The sequence below is a fragment of the Micromonospora sp. NPDC051543 genome, from assembly GCF_044454415.1.
GTDB lineage: Bacteria > Actinomycetota > Actinomycetes > Mycobacteriales > Micromonosporaceae > Micromonospora.
Genome location: NZ_JBITDT010000001.1, coordinates 568657 through 586773, shown reverse-complemented (window position 1 = coordinate 586773; position 18117 = coordinate 568657). Strand labels below are relative to the sequence as shown.

15 protein-coding genes are annotated in these 18117 nt (G+C 72.4%); 7 read left to right on the top strand and 8 right to left on the bottom strand.

The genetic code is table 11. The annotated features are described in order from the left end of the window. Positions 1–60 precede the first annotated feature (60 nt). Both ACIA3K_RS02765 and ACIA3K_RS02760 read right to left on the bottom strand, forming a co-directional pair. Positions 61–699 (bottom strand): response regulator, encoded by a 639-nt coding sequence (locus ACIA3K_RS02765; protein ID WP_396798725.1) that lies wholly within the window; start codon positions 697–699, stop codon positions 61–63. Further along, positions 696–1898: a sensor histidine kinase gene (locus ACIA3K_RS02760; protein ID WP_396798723.1), complete on the bottom strand. Its 1203-nt coding sequence runs from the start codon at positions 1896–1898 to the stop codon at positions 696–698. The genes ACIA3K_RS02765 and ACIA3K_RS02760 overlap by 4 nt, the downstream gene beginning before the upstream one ends. Before the next feature lie 148 nt (positions 1899–2046). Here ACIA3K_RS02760 and ACIA3K_RS02755 point away from each other — a divergent pair, with 148 nt between their 5' ends. Both ACIA3K_RS02755 and ACIA3K_RS02750 read left to right on the top strand, forming a co-directional pair. After that, on the top strand, positions 2047–2805 hold the full coding sequence (locus ACIA3K_RS02755) for an ABC transporter ATP-binding protein (RefSeq protein ID WP_396798721.1): 759 nt from the start codon (positions 2047–2049) through the stop codon (positions 2803–2805). Continuing rightward, a complete protein-coding gene (locus tag ACIA3K_RS02750; RefSeq protein ID WP_396798719.1) occupies positions 2802–5333 on the top strand; it encodes an FtsX-like permease family protein in 2532 nt (843 codons plus the stop codon). The genes ACIA3K_RS02755 and ACIA3K_RS02750 overlap by 4 nt, the downstream gene beginning before the upstream one ends. A gap of 51 nt (positions 5334–5384) precedes the next feature. On the opposite strand, the gene ACIA3K_RS02745 is transcribed toward ACIA3K_RS02750, so the two are convergent. Together ACIA3K_RS02745 and ACIA3K_RS02740 are read right to left on the bottom strand one after the other, a co-directional pair. Continuing rightward, the gene (locus ACIA3K_RS02745) at positions 5385–6989 is read right to left on the bottom strand and encodes a ricin-type beta-trefoil lectin domain protein (RefSeq protein ID WP_396798718.1); all 1605 of its coding nucleotides are present in this window, start codon (positions 6987–6989) and stop codon (positions 5385–5387) included. A gap of 112 nt (positions 6990–7101) precedes the next feature. Further along, entirely contained in the window at positions 7102–7935 is an 834-nt protein-coding gene (locus ACIA3K_RS02740) for a helix-turn-helix transcriptional regulator (RefSeq protein WP_396798717.1), read from the bottom strand. Positions 7936–8249: 314 nt separating this feature from the next. Between ACIA3K_RS02740 and ACIA3K_RS02735 the strand changes: the two genes are divergently transcribed. Next, complete coding sequence (locus ACIA3K_RS02735; protein ID WP_396798716.1) at positions 8250–9833, top strand: DHA2 family efflux MFS transporter permease subunit; 1584 nt, start codon at positions 8250–8252, stop codon at positions 9831–9833. A 60-nt stretch (positions 9834–9893) separates the two neighbouring features. On the opposite strand, the gene ACIA3K_RS02730 is transcribed toward ACIA3K_RS02735, so the two are convergent. The 3 genes from ACIA3K_RS02730 to ACIA3K_RS02720 all read right to left on the bottom strand — a co-directional run bounded on the left by ACIA3K_RS02730 (position 9894) and on the right by ACIA3K_RS02720 (position 12379). Then, entirely contained in the window at positions 9894–10346 is a 453-nt protein-coding gene (locus tag ACIA3K_RS02730) for a DUF5709 domain-containing protein (protein ID WP_396798714.1), read from the bottom strand. A 112-nt stretch (positions 10347–10458) separates the two neighbouring features. Continuing rightward, the gene (locus ACIA3K_RS02725) at positions 10459–11343 is read right to left on the bottom strand and encodes an alpha/beta fold hydrolase (RefSeq protein ID WP_396798713.1); all 885 of its coding nucleotides are present in this window, start codon (positions 11341–11343) and stop codon (positions 10459–10461) included. A 112-nt stretch (positions 11344–11455) separates the two neighbouring features. Then, entirely contained in the window at positions 11456–12379 is a 924-nt protein-coding gene (locus ACIA3K_RS02720; RefSeq protein WP_396798712.1) for an RNA polymerase sigma factor, read from the bottom strand. Positions 12380–12564: 185 nt separating this feature from the next. Between ACIA3K_RS02720 and ACIA3K_RS02715 the strand changes: the two genes are divergently transcribed. Further along, a complete protein-coding gene (locus ACIA3K_RS02715; protein ID WP_396798710.1) occupies positions 12565–13338 on the top strand; it encodes a YqjF family protein in 774 nt (257 codons plus the stop codon). Here ACIA3K_RS02715 and ACIA3K_RS02710 read toward each other — a convergent pair. Further along, positions 13332–14309 (bottom strand): aldo/keto reductase, encoded by a 978-nt coding sequence (locus tag ACIA3K_RS02710; protein WP_396798709.1) that lies wholly within the window; start codon positions 14307–14309, stop codon positions 13332–13334. The genes ACIA3K_RS02715 and ACIA3K_RS02710 overlap by 7 nt on opposite strands. Before the next feature lie 197 nt (positions 14310–14506). Between ACIA3K_RS02710 and ACIA3K_RS02705 the strand changes: the two genes are divergently transcribed. From ACIA3K_RS02705 to ACIA3K_RS02695, 3 genes are all read left to right on the top strand, one after another. Beyond that, positions 14507–15370: a hypothetical protein gene (locus tag ACIA3K_RS02705; RefSeq protein ID WP_396798707.1), complete on the top strand. Its 864-nt coding sequence runs from the start codon at positions 14507–14509 to the stop codon at positions 15368–15370. A gap of 101 nt (positions 15371–15471) precedes the next feature. After that, on the top strand, positions 15472–16872 hold the full coding sequence (locus ACIA3K_RS02700) for a cellulase family glycosylhydrolase (protein ID WP_396798706.1): 1401 nt from the start codon (positions 15472–15474) through the stop codon (positions 16870–16872). Positions 16873–16995: 123 nt separating this feature from the next. Further along, positions 16996–17985: a phosphotransferase gene (locus ACIA3K_RS02695; RefSeq protein ID WP_396798705.1), complete on the top strand. Its 990-nt coding sequence runs from the start codon at positions 16996–16998 to the stop codon at positions 17983–17985. Positions 17986–18117 lie beyond the last annotated feature (132 nt).

Here is an 18117-nt window from a genome sequence, read left to right as displayed (position 1 = left end):
GCAGCGGGCCGGCGATTCACTGCCGTCGATCTTACGGCAGCGGGAGGTTCGAGGATGCCCCTAGCTGACCAGGCGTCGTTCCCAGGCCCAGGCGGCGATCTCGACGCGGTTGCGGGCCGGGAGCTTCGCCTGCACGCTCGCCAGGTGTGTCTTGACCGTGCCGACGGCGATGAAGAGTTGGCCGGCGATCTCGGCGTTGGTCAGGCCCCGGGCAACGAGCTTCACGACGTCGAGTTCCCGCGGGGACAGGCCCGCGTCGTCGCGCGGCGCGGTGGGCGAGCTGAGGTGCTCCAGCAGCCGTACGGTGATGGACGGGCTGATCAGCGCGTCACCGGAGACGGCGGCGCGGACCGCCTCGACGAGCAGCGTCGGGCCGGAGTCCTTCAGGAGAAATCCGCAGGCGCCGTTGGAGAGCGCGGTGTGCACGTACTCGTCGAGGTCGAAGGTCGTCACCACGACCACCCGCACCGGGTCCGCGACGCCCGGCCCGGCGAGCAGCCGGAGCGCCTCCAGGCCGTCGAGGCGGGGCATCCGGATGTCCAGCAGCACCACGTCCGGACGGAGCCGCCGGGTCATCTCGACGGCCGCGATCCCGTCGGCGGCCTCACCGACCACCGTCATGTCCGGCTGCGCCCCGATGATCATGCCGAAGCCGGTGCGGACCATCGCCTGGTCGTCGGCGATCAGCACCCGGATCATCGGGTCACCGCCGCGCGCAGGGGAAACGCGGCGTCGAGCACCCAGCCGCCGGAGACGCCCGGTCCGGCGGTGACCGTGCCGTTCAGGGCGCGTACCCGCTCGGTGAGGCCGACCAGGCCGAAGCCGTGCCCCCGGGCCGGCGTCGAGCGCGGGCCCGCGCCGTCGTCGGCGACCCGGACCAGCAGCCAGTCCGGTGTACGGCGCACGGAGACCGCCACCGACCGGGCGTCCGACGCGTGTTGGCGGGCGTTGGTCAGCCCCTCCATCACCACCCGGTACGCCGAGGTGGAGACCTCCACCGGCAGTCCGTCGAGCGGACCGTCGACGTACAGCCGGGCCGGCGCGTTGGTCGTGCCGTTGTGGCCCTCCAGCAGCGGCGCGAGATCGGCCACACCGGCCAGCGGGGCCAGCGGCGCGTCCGGCGGGGCGTCCGGATTGCGCAGCACGCCGACCATCCGCCGCATCGAGGCCATCGTCTCGGCGCCGGCCCGCTCGATCTGCTCCAGGGCGACGATCACCCGTTGTGGGTCCTGTTCCGCCACGAACCGGGCGCCCTGCGCCTGCACCACGATGCCGGTCACGTGATGGGCGATGAAGTCGTGCAGGTCGCGGGCGAACTCGGCGCGCTGCTCGGCGCGGACCAGCGCGATGGCCCGCTCCCGGCCACTGGCGACGACGCGCAGGTAGATCCCGGCGGCGGCGGCGCCGACCGCGCCGAGCGCCTGGAGCAGCCCGAAGATCACGTAGACGAGGCCGGCGTCTGAGCGTAGCGGCAGCGCGGCGGCGGCGAGAGCGGCGACCACCGCCGCCCAGGGGGCGAGCCGGACCGCGCCAAAGCGGGTCACCACGAACACCACCGCGATCATCCCGGCGGACTCGGCCAGCCCCCAGGTGCCGCCCAGCGGATAGATCCCGCTCCTGCTGATCAACAGAAAACCTGCGGTGACGGTGAGTGAGACGACGCCGAGCGTGAGCGCCGCGACCGGCAGCGCCCGGGAACCCTGTCGGTGCACGGGCAGCCAGACCACGGCGGTCGCCGCCGCCAACCCCACCTGGAGCAGGGCCCGCAGCGCTTCGACCAGGCCCATCCCGCTGTAGAGGCTGTACCGCAGGTCGAAGGCACAGAGCAGGGCCAGCGCCGTCAGACCGGCGAGCTGACCCAGGCGTACCCACCAGGTCGAGGAGATCGGCGCGTTCATCGTGACCCAGCGTAGCCACACGGAGGGCCGGCCCAGATCGGCCGAAAGACAGACCCCTCGGCCGCGTTCCCCGACCGCGGACCGATGCGGCCGCCGCCCGGCGCGGGCGAGGCTTCCGGCGGTCACATCGCAACCACTGGAGGAACCCATGACAACCCACGCCCCACCGCAGACCGGGCCGGCGGCCGTCGCGGCCGTCGACCTCGTCAAGGTGTACGGCAGCGGCGACACCGCCGTCCGCGCCCTGGACAACGTCTCGGTCGCCTTCGGCCGGGCCGGGTTCACCGCGATCATGGGCTCGTCCGGGTCCGGCAAGTCGACGCTGATGCACTGCCTGGCGGGGCTGGACACCCCCACGTCCGGGCGGGTCCTGCTCGGCGGCACGGAGCTGACCGGACGGTCCGACCGCACGCTGACCCGGGCCCGCCGCGACCGGATCGGCTTCGTGTTCCAGTCGTTCAATCTGCTCCCGCAGCTCACCGCCGCGCAGAACATCACCCTGCCGCTGGACCTCGCCGGCCGAGAACCCGACCGTGACCTGTTCGCGCACCTCGTCGACGTGCTGGGCCTCGGGCAGCGGCTCGGGCACCGACCCAGCGAGCTCTCAGGCGGCCAGCAGCAGCGGGTAGCGCTGGCCCGGGCCCTGGTGTCGCGGCCCGAGGTCGTCTTCGCCGACGAGCCGACGGGCAACCTCGACTCCCGCTCCGGCGCGGAGGTGCTCGCCATCCTGCGCGACTCGGTACGCGACCTGGGCCAGACGGTCGTCATGGTCACCCACGACCCGATCGCCGCCGCGTACGCCGACCGGGTGGTGCTGCTCGCCGACGGTCGGATCGCCGGCGAGATCCACGAGCCGGACCAGGGCTCGATCACCGACGCGCTGCGCGCCCTGGCGGTGGCCGCATGAGGGCGACCGTGCTGCGTACCCAGGTGATCGCCGCGGCCCGACGGCCGGGCCGGCTCATCCTCACGGGCCTGGCGATCCTCGTCGCGTCGTTCGTGGTCTTCGGCACCGTGCTGGCGCGGGACATCACCGAACGGACCGCCCGGGACACCCTCAGCGGCACACCGGCGGCCACCGACCTGACGGTCGGTGACCCCGAGCGGCCTCCCGCCCTGACGGAGTTGCGGGACGTCCGCGCCGTGCCCGGCGTCGTCGAGGCGGTGGGTCGGGTGACCATCGGTGTCTCGGTCGGCGGGGGATACGTCAACCTCCAGGCGGATCCGGGTCGGGGCCCACTGGCCACGGTCCGCCTGGTTCAGGGCAGCTATCCCGACCAGCCCGGCGAGATCGCGGTGAGCCCACGTACCGTCGAGCGGCTGGGGCTGACGGTCGGCACGGTGACCACCGGGACGGGCGGCGACCGCACGGCCGAGTCGCCGCTCACCGTCACGGGAGTGGTCGACACCCCCGTCGACGACGGGGCCAACGCGTACGCGCCGGACGACGTCGTGGCCGCGTGGGGTCACCTGAGCTTCGTGGAGCGGATCGACCTGCGGGCGGCCCCGGGCGCGACGCAGGCGGTCCGCCAGCGCCTGGCCGCGGCGGTCCCCGCCGAGCAGCCGGTCCGCTCGGGCGCCGAGGTACGCGCCGCCGAGGCCGACGCGGCGGCCGAGCAGGTCGGCAGGCTGTTCGCGCTGGTCGGGATGTTCGTCGGGATCGCGGTGGCCGCCGCGGCCCTGGTGGTCACCTCCACGTTCCGCATCGTCTTCGCCCAGCGGATGCAGCACCTCGCGCTGCTGCGGGCGGTCGGCGCGGGCCGGGCAGCGTTGGTGGGCGCGCTCACCGCCGAGGGTGCCCTGACCGGGTTGGTCGCCGGTGTCGTCGGAGTGGCCGCCGCGCTCGCCGTCGGGCAGGCGCTTCCGCCGGTCCTGCGCGCCTTCGGCACGGTGGTGTCGTCGCCGGGGCTGCCGCTGAGGGAGGCGGTCGCGGTGGTGGCCGGGGCGGTCGTGATCACCGTGCTGGCGGTCCTCGCCCCGGCGTTCTCCGCCGCTCGGGTCTCGCCGCTGGAGGCGTTGCGCGCGGCAAGCGTCACCGCCGGCCGGCGTGGCATCGGAGCGGCCCGCCTGGTGTCCGGGGCGCTGCTGGCCCTCGGCGCGTTGCTGGCCGGCGTCGCGGCGGTGCGCCGCATGCCGACCCCGGGCGCGGAGTCGTACGACCCGACGCTCGGCCTGCTCCTGCTGGTCGCCTCGGGCGCGTTGGCGTTCTTCGCCCTGGTGGCCCTCGGGCCGCTGCTGGTGCGTCCGGTGCTGGCGGTCGTGGGCTGGCCGCTGCGCCAGCTCGGCGCCCTCGGACGCCTGGCGGTCGGCGGGATCGGTGGAACACCGCGCCGCGCCGCGGCCGTCTCCGTGGTGGTGGCGCTCGGCGTGACGCTGATCTCCGGCGTGGTCATCGGCGGAGCGTCCATGCGGGTCGTCGCCGATCGCGACATGGCCCTCTCCGCGCCGGCCGACTTCGAGGTGGCCTCCGCTGAGGGTACGGCCCTGCCGGTCGCCGTCCTGGGGCGGGCGCGGGCGGCCAGCGCCGCGCTGACCCGGGTCGTGCCGTACCGGATGCTCCACGACGTCACGCTGTCGCGGGGCGGTGCGCGCCTCGGGGGCACCGAGGCCGGGTACTCGACGACCGACCTGGACCTGTCGGCGTTGCCGACCCTCGCCGACCTGCCCGTGGCGCAGGGCAGCCTCACCGACCGGGGACCCGGCCGGATCGTGCTCGGTCAAGCGGTCGCCAGCGTCACCGGGCTGCGGGCCGGCGACACGGTCACCCTCGGCCGTGCCGCCTCGACGGTCGACGTGCGGGTCGCGGCCGTCCTGCCCGACCGTGGCCCCCTGTACGCGGGCATCCTCGCCGACCGTGCCGACCTGGACCGGATCGGTGGGCCGACGGCGTACAGCGGCCTGCTGGCCGACGCCGCCCGCGCGGGTGAGGACGGCCGCACCGCCGGGGCGCGTGCGCTGCGGCAGGCGGTCGGGAACGCCCCCGGGCTGTACATCAGCGTGCTCGCCGACGATCGGGACCGCAACGACGCGGTGCTGACCGCGCTGGTCTGGATCACCGCCGGCCTGGTCAGTCTCACCGTGCTGATCGCCGTGGTCGGGGTGGGGTCGACGACCGCCCTGTCGGTCGTGGAGCGGGTACGCGAATCCGGGCTGCTGCGCGCCGTCGGCCTGTCCCGGGCCGGGCTGCGCACCATGCTGACCGTCGAGTCCGGCCTCTACGGGGTGATCGGGGCGACCTTCGGTCTGCTGCTCGGCGTCCCGTACGCCTGGTTGGCGGTGCGGGCGCTGGGGCTCAACGCGCCGCTGACGCTGCCGGTGCTGCCCCTGGTCGGGCTCTTCGTGGCGCTCGTCGCGCTGACCGCGCTGGCCGGGGTGCTGCCGGCGCGGCGGGCCGCACGGGTCAGCCCGGTGGTGGCACTGGGCGTCGAGGGATAGGTACGGGGGCGGGCCGGCGTCTGATGAAGCAGGCGCCGGCCCGCCGCGCGGTCAGTTGGGGTTGCTGGCGTGGGTCAGCGTCTCCCAGGCGACAAAGAGGTTGTTGCTGCCGGCGGGGCGCTGTTGCAGCGTGAGGGTCTGCGTGTTGGTCATGACGTTGCCCAGCCGGTTGCTCATCGCGTTGAAACCGACCTCGGTGATCGGGCCGAGGCCCCGGGTGAGGGTGCCGCCGCAGAGCCAGGAGGGCGCCGCCTCGCCGAGTTGGTAGCGCGAGTGGAAGCCGAGGGCCTGCCGCAGCCGCTCCCCGACCTGCGGGTACAGGTCGCGCTCCTGGATCCGGGAGGTCTCCGCGACGTGTGAGATGGCGGAGATGCCGTACCCGGTGTGGACGAAGTCCCGGCAGGTCTCCTGCGCGAGGCCGGCGACGAAGGTGGACTGGCCCTGCCAGTAGCCGATGATCTCGCCGCTGGTGTCCAGGCCGCTGCCGGGCACGGTGTACGGCAGCGCGCCGTCACTGGGCAGGTAGATGAAGGCGCGGGCGCGGTTGAGGAAGCGGGTCACCGCCGCGTCGTAGGCCGTCCGGTCGTCCAGGTGGACGGCGATCCCGATGGCGGCCTCCATCATGGTCAGTTCCCAGTTGCCGTTGCTGTTCGAGCCGTTGCGGACCACCGGCAGGTAGACGGTGCGCAGCATGGTGGCGAACCGGTTGGCGTTGGGCCAGCTGCTGTACGTGTACTTGATGATCTCGGCGGCCCGGGGCCAGGTCGAGGCCGCCCAGCCGGTCTGCAGGGGCGCGTTGCTGCCGGTGTGGGAGGTGATCGTCGCCGACCAGGCGTCCATGATCTGGATCGCCTTCTGCGCGTACCGGGCGTCGCCGGTGAGGTACCAGGCGAGCGCGTCGGTGTACGCGGCGATCGCGTCCTCGCGCTCTTCGGTGCAGCCGTTGTTGGGGTTGGAGTAGGAGCCGCACTCGACGACCGCGCGCGGTGCCGGGGTGCGGGACAGTGAGGCGTACCGGCTGGACAACATCTGGTTGTAGGCCGCCGCCCACGGCTGCGCGCCCGCCTGGACCCGTCCGCGTACGAAGTCGAGCTGACCCCTGCTGACCAGCACTCCGGGGTGGGTGAAGCCGCTCGAGGGCGGTGGGGTGGTGCCGCCGGTGGGCAGCGTCCAGAGCTGGTTGGCGGTGCCGGTGCAACTCCAGATCTGTAGCGGCGTGCCGTCTGCGGAACTGGTGCCGGTCGCGTCGAGGCACTTGCCCGAGGCCGGGTTGACCACCTGCCCCGCGCTGGACGACCACTGTTGCGCCCCGGTGCCGTTGCAGTCGTAGATCTGCACCCGGGCGCCGTTGGCGGTGCTGGCGGCCGCGATGTCGAGGCACTTGCCCAGGGCCCTGATCGTGCCGTCGTCGGCCACGGTCCACTGCTGCGCGGTGGAGCCGTTGCAGGCGTAGAGCTGCACCGGGGTGGAGTTGGCCGAGTTCGCGGCGGCCACGTCTACGCACTTGCCGCCGTACCCGGTGATGGCGCCTGTGGCGGCGGCGGACGCGGGGGAGACGCCGACGACAAGGCCGGTCGGTACGGCGAGCAGGGCCGCGGCGAGCGCGGCGGCCAACCTGGTGCGGCGGGGCGGGTGCCCGACCGTTCGTCGCGCCATGGCGGGGTCCTTCCGGGGCGGCGGAAACAACTGTAAAGTGTGTTAATCATTACAGCCGCAGGCATCGATATCAATGTCTTCGCCACAATTGCCGCCGCACCGGCCTCGACGCTCAGACGAGCTGGCCTCCGATTACGGACAGTAGGCGCAACCTCTCGTCGCTCTCGGAGCCCGGCACGGCCGTGAAGACCAGCAGGGTCTGGGACCGGTCCGGATCGACCAGCGTCTGGCAGTGCAGCTCCAAAGGCCCGACCTCCGGGTGCAGGAGGTGCTTCGGTGGGCACTGGCCGCCCGGCACCGGGTGCTCGCGCCACAACTGGGCGAACTCCCCGCTCGCGGCCAACAGGTCGTCGACGATCGCCGCAGTGCGCGAGCCGCCACCATCACGGGTGTACGCATCGTGCAGGTGCGCCACGAACAGTCGGCTCAGCAGCGGGTGATCCGGCGCCGGATGCCGATCCCGGGCCGCGGGGTCGGTGAACCAGCGGTGGTGCGCGCTGCGCGCCAGCCCGGTGTGCCGGGTCTCGTCGCCGAGCAGGGCGACGGCCGGCGCGGTCTGCGCCAGGGTCTCGCCGAGGTGGTTCACCACCTGGGCCGGGGTGTCGTGCAGCCGGTCGAGGATGCGCATCATTCCGGGGTTGACGTGGTCGGCGCGTACCGCGCGGTGGGGCACGGCGTGCCCGGCGAGCTGGAACAGGTGGTCCCGTTCGGCCAGGGACAGGCGCAGGCCGCGGGCCAGGGCGGCGAGCATCTGCTCGGAGGGGTGCGGCCCGCGCTGCTGCTCCAACCGCGTGTAGTAGTCGGTGGACATTCCGCTCAGCGCGGCGACCTCCTCGCGCCGCAGCCCACCGGTACGTCGGCGCGGGCCGCGCGGCAACCCCACGTCCTCGGGGCGCAGCGCCTCGCGTCGGGTGCGCAGGAAGCTGGCGAGGTGGGCGCGGTTCACGGTGACTCCGATCGGGGTGGGCGCCGGCGGGTGCACCGGCACGCTGGGTGCAACAGACGGGCCGGCGCAGGATGTTCCGCGCCGGACGCTGGCTGGTCGGCGGCGCGGGCCACTCCGCCGACCGGTTGCAATCGGACAGCTGATCGGTTTACGCCACACGGCCGTCACGAAATCCGGAGGCAGAGCGTCACAGTCCCCGGTTAGTCTGCCTCCGCGCGTCGTCACCCCGGCACGTCGCGTCCCGCGCCTGGTCGGCGCGGCGATCGCCGCCACCGCCCACCATCGGTCCGGATCAACCGACCTCAGGAGAGTTAGTGACACAGCAATCCGTCGCGACATCGGACAAGCTCGACGCCGCGGTGCTCAAGGTGGCGGGTGTCGTCGTCCTTGGCGCGATCATGTCGATCCTCGACGTGACGGTGGTCAGCGTCGCGCTGCCCACGTTCCAGACCGAGTTCGACGCCTCCTACGCCCGGGTGGCCTGGACGATGACGGGCTACACGCTGGCCCTGGCCACGGTGATCCCGCTCAGCGGGTGGGCGGCCGACCGGTTCGGCACGAAGCGTCTCTACATGGTGGCGCTCGCCCTGTTCACGATCGGGTCGGGGCTCTGCGCGACCGCCGACTCGATCGGCCAGTTGATCGGCTTCCGCGTCCTGCAGGGCCTCGGCGGCGGCATGCTCATGCCGCTCGGCATGACGATCATGACGCGGGCGGCCGGGCCGCACCGGATCGGCCGGCTGATGGCCGTCCTCGGCATCCCGATGCTCCTCGGCCCGATCGGTGGCCCGATCCTCGGTGGCTGGCTGATCGACACCGCGAGCTGGCACTGGATCTTCCTGATCAACCTGCCGATCGGTGTCGTCGCCCTGATCTACGCGCAGATGGCGCTCCCGAAGGACGCTCCCGAACCGTCGGAGTCCTTCGACTTCCTCGGCATGCTGATGCTCTCCCCGGGTCTCGCGCTCTTCCTGTACGGCGTCTCGTCGCTGCCGGAGGCGGGCACGTTCAGCGCGACCAAGGTGTGGGCCCCGATGCTGGTCGGCGGCGCGCTGGTGGTGGCGTTCGTGCTCTACTCCTTCAAGCCCCGGCACCCGCTGCTCGACCTGCGGCTGTTCCGCAACCGCAACCTCACCATCGCGGCGGCCACGCTGTTCGTGTTCATCATCGCGTTCATGGGCGCCGGCCTGCTGTTCCCGAGCTACTTCCTGCAGGTGCGCGGTGAGTCCACGCTTGCCGCCGGCCTGCTGATGGCCCCGCAGGGCATCGGCGCGATGATCACCATGCCGATCGCCGGAACGCTCGCCGACCGGGTGCCCATCGGCCGTACCGTCCCGTTCGCGCTCGCCCTGATCGTCGTCGGGTTCTTCGGTTTCACCCAGGTCGACCCGCAGACGTCGTACTGGCTGCTCGGTGGGTCGCTGTTCGTGATGGGCCTTGGCATGGGCGGCACGATGATGCCCATCATGACGTCGGCGCTGCGGACGTTGCAGGCGCAGGAGGTCGCGCGCGGCTCGACGCTCGTCAACATCCTGCAGCAGATCGGCGGCTCGGTCGGCGCCGCCGTGATGTCGGTGATCCTCACCAACGAGCTGAACGGCTCCCGGCCGATCCCCGGCCTGGTCGACGAGAGCGGCAAGCCGATCACCGAGGCCGGGCTGGCCATCGCCTCCCAGCAACGACCGGAGCTGCTCGCGCAGATGCCGGTGGACCCCTCGATCATCGAGCGCGGTCTCGACTTCGCCGCGAAGTCGTTCGCCCACACGTTCTGGGTGGGGTTCGCGCTGGTGCTGGCCACCTTCATCCCGGCCGCCCTGCTGCCGCGTCGGCGTACGCCCGCGCAGCCGCTCGGTGACGAGCAGACCGAGCAGCCGAAGACGCCGGTCGTCATCCACTGACCGACGCGCCCGCCGCGCTCGACGCCCGTTGCGGTGTCGAGCGCGGCGGTGTGTACGGGGTCAGCGCAGCGGACCGTCGCCCGGCCCGTTCGGGTCGTCGACCACGTGCACCGCGGCCTCCTCGGCGCTCGCGCCACCCGCGTCGATCCCGGCGTCCCACGCCACCGACTCGGCCTCGTCGTCCTCGCGGACGCCCTCGTCGTACTCGACGAGCCGGCCCGCGCGCGCCTCGGTCTCGTACCCCCGGCGGGTCAGCTCGTCCTCGTCGTCGCCACCCTCGGCGTACGGGTCGACGTCCGGCTCCTCCTGGGCGAGGTACTGATCCAACGACTCGCCCGCCCGCTCCTCGGCGGGGGTGGTGCCGAACCGGTTCGCCGCCGTCCAGTGGTCCGCGGCGACGATGCCGGTGTCGAGGGGGTCGCCGACCCGATCGTCGTCCAGGGTGTCGGAGGCGTCCAGCACCCCGTCGTCCTCGGCCACGTTCCACTCGTCGACGGAATCCGTCTGGCTCACGGCGATCTCTCCTTCGTCACGGCGCAGCGAAGTGCCAAGCCTATGACCGTGCAACGCGGCCGGCTCCCGAGGCCTGCCCGCTGTGACGAACAGGCCTCGGGGGCGGCGGGAATCACCGCTTCAGCAACCTAACCACGGCCTCGGTGAACTCCTCCGGCTGCTCGATGTGACCGAAATGACCGCTTTGGTCTAGGACGGCCAGCCGCGAGTCCTTCAGGCCGGCGTGCAGTTCCTCGGCGTAACGCGGGCCGCAGATGAAGTCGTACGCCCCGACGATCACCACGGCCGGGGCGGTGATCTCCCCGAGCCGGTCGCGTACGTCGAAGGGAGCCGGGTCCTGCGCGCCGGCCGGCGCCGCCCAGGCCCGCAGACCCGCCTGCAACGGGGCGAACTCGGCCTGCCGTGCCCAGAAGTCCGCGAAGTAGACCGGCAGCGCGGCACCCAGGGCGGCGCTCAGCGTCTCGTCGTCGGTGGCGGTGAGGGCCCGTTGGAGAGCGGCCGGGATCTCCGCCGCCTCCGGCCGGTCCGGGTGCCGCTGCGGGTAGGCGGCGAGGTTGGTCATCGCCTCGGCCCAGAAGTCGGCGCCGGTGAGCGGTGAGGTGTCGTACAGGATGAGCCCGGCCACCCGGTCCGGGTGCTCCAGGGCGTAGCGCTGGATGACGAAACCGCCGTACGAGTGCCCGAGCAGGTATACCCGGGGCGCCCCGAGATGCGCGACGACCGCGTCCAGGAAACGGACATAGGTGTCCATTCGGTAGTCGTCGGCACTGTCGAGTCGTCCCGACGCGCCGGTGCCGACCGGCTCGACGTACACCATCGTGTAGTGCTCTTCGAGGCTCGGCGTCCGCAGGTAGGACCACTCGATGCCGGGGCCGCCCGAGTGCGCCACACAGACCGGGCCGGTGCCGGCGACGTGGTAGACCTGTCGCACCCCGTCGACGGTGAACGAGTGGGCGCCGGGCGCGAGCGCGCCGGTGTCGTGGTGGGTGGAACCCATGAACTGTCTCCCGATCTCCTGACCCGTGCGGCGTGTGCCGCGACGGCAACTGGCTGGACACCGACCAGATGCGCGGGTCGTCGGGAAAGTTCGCTCGGCGGGAAGAGTTTTCTCAGAGCCGCGCCGGAACGGGGTGGAACAGCGTGAGCTGACGTACCCGCCCCTCGCGCAGCACCTGCAACCACAGCGCCGCCGGTGGGCAGTGGTCCGGGTTGTCCGGTGGGCTCAGCAGGTCGGTCTCCCAGATGAGCACGTCGCCGCTGGCCACGACGGTGCGCAGCCGTTGTCGTACCCCGGCGTCCAGGTCGCTGGTCATGCCACGCAGCGCCAGCTCGCGGCCACCGCGTGGCCCACCGGGAACGACCATCTGAGCGTCCGGCCACCAGGTGTCGTGGATCACCTGGTCGAAGTCGCCCCGCATCGCCGTGGCGATCATGTCGACGCCCTCGCGCCACCGCGCGTCGCCGGCCGCGCGGACGTCGGCGTGGGTCGAGGTCGCCGCCGCGCGCAGGCCGCCGGCGAGGGTCCGCCGGGCGTGGCTGAGGCGGCTGCGGACGGTGCCGACCGGCACGCCGCACACGGCCGCGATCTGGTCGTACGAGGAGGCGTCGCTGAAGTAGCGCAGCATGGTGACCAGGCGGTCGGGCTCGGACAACTCCCCGATGGCGTGCCACACCCAGTCGCGCAGCGCGCCGGAGTCCAGGGACTCCTCCGGGGTGGGTTCGGTGGCAGGGCGGGCGAACCACTCCGGGTCGGCGACCGGCGTCGGACGCGGCGCGCGCAGTGTCATCCGGGCGTTGTTGCGGACGACCGTGCGCAGCCACGGCCCGACGGCTGCCGAGTCGCGGATCTCGCCGACGCGCCGCAGCGCCGTCACCATCGCGTCCTGCACGGCGTCCTCGGCGTCCGGTCCGTAGCCGAGCAGGCTCACCGCGACCGCCCGCATGCCCGCCTCGTGGCGGTTCAGCAGCACGCCGAGTGCCCCCGCGTCGCCCGCCTGCGCGAGCGTCACCAGTTCGACGTCACCCAGCGTCATGCCCAGTTCCTCCCCGAACCGCCTGTTCTGAACATGTCTGCTCTTCAAGCGTACGGCGGACCGGCGGGCCGCTACCGCAGGCGGTGCGGAGCGCAGGGCCGGCGGCCCGCGCCGATCCGCCGCAGCTACCCGGCCCGGCGGCGGGCCGTGGGGTCGTTCCGCGCGACTGCGTCAGGATGAGGGGCGTGGACATCGGACCGGTCGACAACGCACCCCGGCAGGCGTTCCGCTGGGCGCTCCTGCGTCAGCGCTGGGAGGACCTCACCTTCCTGCACTGGGCCGTCGCGCCGGAGCTTGTCGCGCCCCTGCTGCCGGCCGGCACCCGGCCGGACACCGTCGGCGGGGTCAGCTACGTCGGGCTGATCGGCTTCCGGATGGTCGGGCTGGGCCTCGGCCGCGGCCCGGGCGTGCCGTATCTCGGCACCTTCGCCGAGACGAACGTCCGGCTCTACTCGGTGGACGACACCGGGCGGCGGGCCGTCGTGTTCCGGTCGCTCGACGCCTCCCGCCTGGTGCCGGTGCTCGTCGCGCGGGCGACGCTTGGGCTGCCGTACCTCTGGTCCTCGATGCGGCTGGACCGCGACGGTGACCGACTCACCTACCGGTGCCGGCGACGCTGGCCCGGGCCGGCGGGTACGACGAGCCGGATGGAGGTCCGGGTGGGGGAGCGCATCGCCGACCCGACCCCGGTCGACCACTTCCTCACCGCCCGCTGGGGCCTGCACACCCGGGCGTACGGGCGCACGCTGCACCTGCCGAACTGGCATCCCCGCTGGCCGTTGTACCGGGCGGAGCTGCTGCGCCTGGACGACGAACTGGTCGCCGCCGCCGGACTGCCGGCACCGGCCGGACCGCCGGCCAGCGTGCTCTACTCGCCCGGCGTCGGGGTGCGGTTCGGGCCGCCCGTCGCGGCACGGCGGCCCGAGCGACGCGACGCCGGGCCGCCGGTCGCTCAGTAGCGGCCGCCCTCGGGGGCGGGCAGGGCATCCAGATCGGCCAGCTCCGCGGCGGCGAGTCGCACGTCGCCCGCCGCGCAGTTGTCCACCAGGTACTTCGGGGTCTTCGTACCGGGGATCGGAATGACCTGGTCCCCCTGTGCGACGACCCACGCGAGGGCGACCTGCGCGGGGCTGACGCCGGCCCGATCGGCGATCTCCCGGACCCGGCCGACGATGGCGAGGTTGGCGCGCAGCGCGTCCTGCTGGAAGCGCGGCAGGCCACGACGGAAGTCGTCGGCCGGCAGGTCGTCGAACGACGCGAACCGTCCGGTGAGGAAACCACGACCAAGCGGGGAGAACGGCAGGAAGGCGATGCCCTGCGTGGCGCAGTACGGCAGCACCTCGGTGAGCGGGTCCCGGGTCCACAGCGACAGCTCGGACTGCACCGACGCCACCTGATGCACCGCCTGCGCCCGTACGATCTGGGCCACCGTCACCTCGGACAGGCCGATCTGTCGCGCCTTGCCCGCCGCGACGACCTCCGCCATCGCGCCCCAGGACTCCTCGATGGGCACCTCGGGGTCGACGCGGTGCAGTTGGTAGAGGTCGACGTGGTCGGTGCCGAGGCGGCGCAGACTGTCGTCGATCGCCGCGCGGATGTGCTCCGGCCGGCCGTTGTTGCCGAGCTTCGGTGAGTTGCCGGTGCCGCCGGTCCGGGACGTCGCGACCAGCCCGACCTTCGTCGCCAGGACGGCCCGCTCCCGGTGGCCCCCGGCCAGCGCCCGCCCGACCAGCTCCTCGTTGGTGTACGGCCCGTACACATCGGACGTGTCGATCAGCGTGGCGCCCAGATCCAGCGCCTGCCGGATCACGGAGATCGAGGTGTCGTCGTCGCGAGGACCGGTGATGTCGTATCCGTGGCTCATGCCCATGCACCCGAGACCGATGACGCCGACCTCGGGCCCCGCACTGCCCAGCGTGGTGGTTCGCATGACCCCACGCTACGACCGTTGCCCGCCACTCGCCGTCCTGGCCGGCGGCGCGGCATCGTTACCGCGCCCCAGAGAGGCGGTGCCGCCCGTACCGTCGGCGTGGGCGCGGGTGGAAACCATCGGCTGACCTAGAATCGACAGTGCTCACTGCTTTTGTCGGTGTGGGCTGGGGGCTGGTGCGAAGGGCGGTGAGCGGCATGGGACCGGACGAGCGGCGACGGTTGTTCGAGCTGGCGCGGGAGCGCTCGACGCGACAGCGAACGTGGGCGGAGGCCGACCAGCTGTGGGTCCGGGTGGTCGAGGCGTACCGGGAGGCCGTGCGGGAGCCGGGCCGGGCGGCGCGGGAGGACCAGCAGCAGTTGGCCCGGGCGCTGTGGCGGTACAGCATGCTGATGTCCGCGCGGGGCTTGGCCGCCGACGCGATGGCGCCCGGCGGTGAGGCAATCGTCGTCTTCGAGCGGGTGTACGACGCCGTGGCGGCCGAGTTCGCGAGCGTGCTCGCCACGCCCCGGGACGAGGCCCTGGCCGAACTGATCACCGCGCTCGTGGATCTGGCCGAGGTCTCGTTCGCCGCCGGTCAGCCCGCCACCCGACGGGACCTGTTGGAGCGTGCCGTGACGGTGGGCCTGACCCGCGCCGGGGAGCCCTCGTCCGCCGGGCCGCGGACCCGGGAGGCGATGGGGACGGCCTACCACAACCAGGCGGTGGCGCTGCTGCACCGGCACCTCACCCGGCCGTCGCCGACCGAGGGCGCCCAGGAGGCGGCGCTGGCGGCGTCGCGGGCCTGTGAGCTGCGCCAGGGTCTGCTGGACATGGCGCGTCCGCTGTCGTTCTGGGAGATGGCCAACACCTACGGGGTGTACGCCCAGTGCCTGGTCCTGATCGGGGACCTGGACCGGGCGGCCATGGTGCTGGCGATGGGCAACCGGTTCGTCGAGACGCTGGGTCCGGCCGCCGCCGAGCCGGCCCAGAAGTTACGCGTCGCGGCCGAGATGCTGGCCCGGGAGAAGGGTGGGTCGCGGGGCGCGGCCGGTTCGCGTCGCTGGGGCTGGCGGCGCTGAGCCGTCCGACCCGGCTTGCATGGCATCGTCAACCATCGATACTGTGCGCGAAGGCGCCGCCCCGCCGCAGACCACCACCGTCGATCCGAAGCGGGTTCCGCATGCGCACACTGAGACTTGTCACGTCGCTGGCCGTCGCCGGCCTGCTCGCCGGCGCGGTGGCGACGATCGCCACGCCGGCCAGCGCGGCGACCGCCGCGTTCTCCGTGACCAACAGCTGGGGCAGTGGCTATCAGGGCCAGGTCACGGTCACCAACGACACCTCCGCGCCGATCAGCGGCTGGCGGGTCGAGTTCGACCTGCCGGCCGGGTCGCGCATCAGCCAGTCGTGGAACGCCCAGCAGACGACCTCCGGCAGCCACTACACGTTCAGCAACGTGTCGTGGAACGGCGCGCTCGGTGCCGGCGCGTCGACCTCGTTCGGCTTCCTCGTCGAGGGCTCCGGCACGCCGGTGAACTGCACCGTCAACGGCAACAGTGTGTCCTGCTCCGGCGGCACACCCCCGACGACCCCACCCTCCACCACCCCGCCACCCACCACCCCGCCCCCGACCACGCCGCCGCCGACCACGCCGCCGCCGACCACCCCGCCACCGACCACCGGTACGCCGGTCGAGCGGTACGGGCAGCTCCGGGTCTGCGGCACGACGATGTGCGACAGGTCCGGCGCCCGGGTGCAACTGCGCGGCGTCAGCAGCATGTGGCTCAACTGGGAGACCGCCCCCTACGCCGAGAACCTGTCCGCGCTGCGCTGGATGCGGGACAACTGGAACCTCCAGGTGATCCGCGCGGCGATGGGCGTCGAGCCGGCCGGGGCGTACCTGAGCGATCCGGGCAGGGCACGGGCGCAGGTGGAGACGATCATCAACAACGCCGTCAGCGCCGGGGTCTACGTGATCGTCGACTGGCACGCCCACGAGGCGCAGAACAACCAGTCCCAGGCGGTGGCGTTCTTCGGTGACCTGGCACGCCGCTACGGTCACCTGCCCAACGTCATCTGGGAGACGTGGAACGAGCCGCTGCAATTCAGCTGGACCGGCGTCATCAAGCCGTACCACCAGGCGGTCGTCTCCGCGATCCGCGCGGCCGACCCGGACAACATCGTGGTGCTCGGAACGCCGACGTGGTCGCAGGACGTGGACGTCGCGGCGGCCAGCCCGCTCTCCGGCGCCAACCTCATGTACACATTGCACTTCTACTCCTGCACCCACGGCGCGTCGCTGCGCGCCAAGGGCGACGCGGCGATCCGGGCCGGCCTGGCGCTGTTCGTCACCGAGTGGGGCGCCAGCAACGCCGACGGTGGCCTCGACGGCCGGGCCTGCCTGCCGGAGGCGCAGTCCTGGATCGACTGGATGAGGGCGAACGGCATCTCCTGGACCGCCTGGAAGCTCGACGTCGGCACCGACACCACCAACCTGCTCAGCCCCGGCGCGCCGGTGACCGGCGGATGGAACAACTACCTGCACGGTCACGCGCCGTTCGTGGTGGCCAACATGCGCTGACCCCGCCGCGCGCTTGATCAACTCCAGATCGCCGATGTCGGGGTATCCGGGCCAGTGGGATGCCCCGACATCGGCGATCACGTGTCGATCACCCACGCGCGGCCCCGTGATCGGATACGACACATGATCGAATCGCAGGCGCCGATGTTGGAGATGCTGTGGGAGCCGCACGACCCTCGCCACGCGCTCGACGAACGGTTCGGCTTCGGTGATGCAGAGTCGGCCGGCCGCTGGGTCGCCGCAATGCTGAAGGAGCACTGGGGCATTCGCATCGACTCCTGCGAGCGAATAGTCATGAGCGGGGGCAACGCGATAGCTTGGGTCGGTGTGCCGTCCGGCCGACTGCTCGCGAAATGGTCGGTATTGCTCGAGCGATTCCCGCGTTTGATGGAGACGGCGCGTCTCACGGACTGGCTCCACGGTCGAGGAATGCCGGTTTCGGCGCCGGTTCCCGCACGAGAAGGCCTCCTCCAGGTCGAGGTTGACCGTGTCTCGATGGGCCTGCAGCGCGAGGTCGTGGGCGACCTCCTCGACACCACGGATCTCAACCAGGTGCGGGCGGCCGGAGTCATACTCGCCCAACTGCAGGACGCGCTGGCCGCATACCCGGACGCTGATCAGGTTTTCGCCTCCGCCGTTCCGTTCAAGCCGTTGACGGCCCGGGTCACCGACTGGCTGGACTTCCACGCGGACCATCTGCCGACGGCCGCTTGTGACACGCTGCGCGGGCTGGTCGTCAGCGCGCCGCCCGACCGGCTTCCCCGCCAACTCGTCCATTTCGATATCCGCTCCGCCAACATCCTGTGGGCCCACGGCGAGGTCGCTGCGATCCTCGACTTCGAGGAGGCCCAGCATGATCACCGAATCGTCGAGCTGGCCCGCGCGGCGGTCCTGCTCGGCACCCGCTACCACAACTGGGGGCCGGTGTCGGCCGAGGTTCGCGCGGAATTCCTTACCAGCTACCAGTCCGAGCATCCGCTGACCCCGGCCGAGGCGGGTTGGTTGAACATCCTTGTGCTCTGGCAGGCACTGGCGATGGTGCCGCCGGGCGACGACCCGACCGGGTGGGGACCTTCCGTCCTGAGCCAGCTGAGCCAGGAAACCGCAGAGTAGTCCGCAACTCATCGCCGCCCGCGCCGAGGACGTCGTTTCGGTCCGCAAGGCGGCGAGCTGCTCGCCGCGCTGGCCACCGGCCGACTGTCCCGCACCACGCGTTCCTACAGGTCACCAGAGCCAACCCCGGAG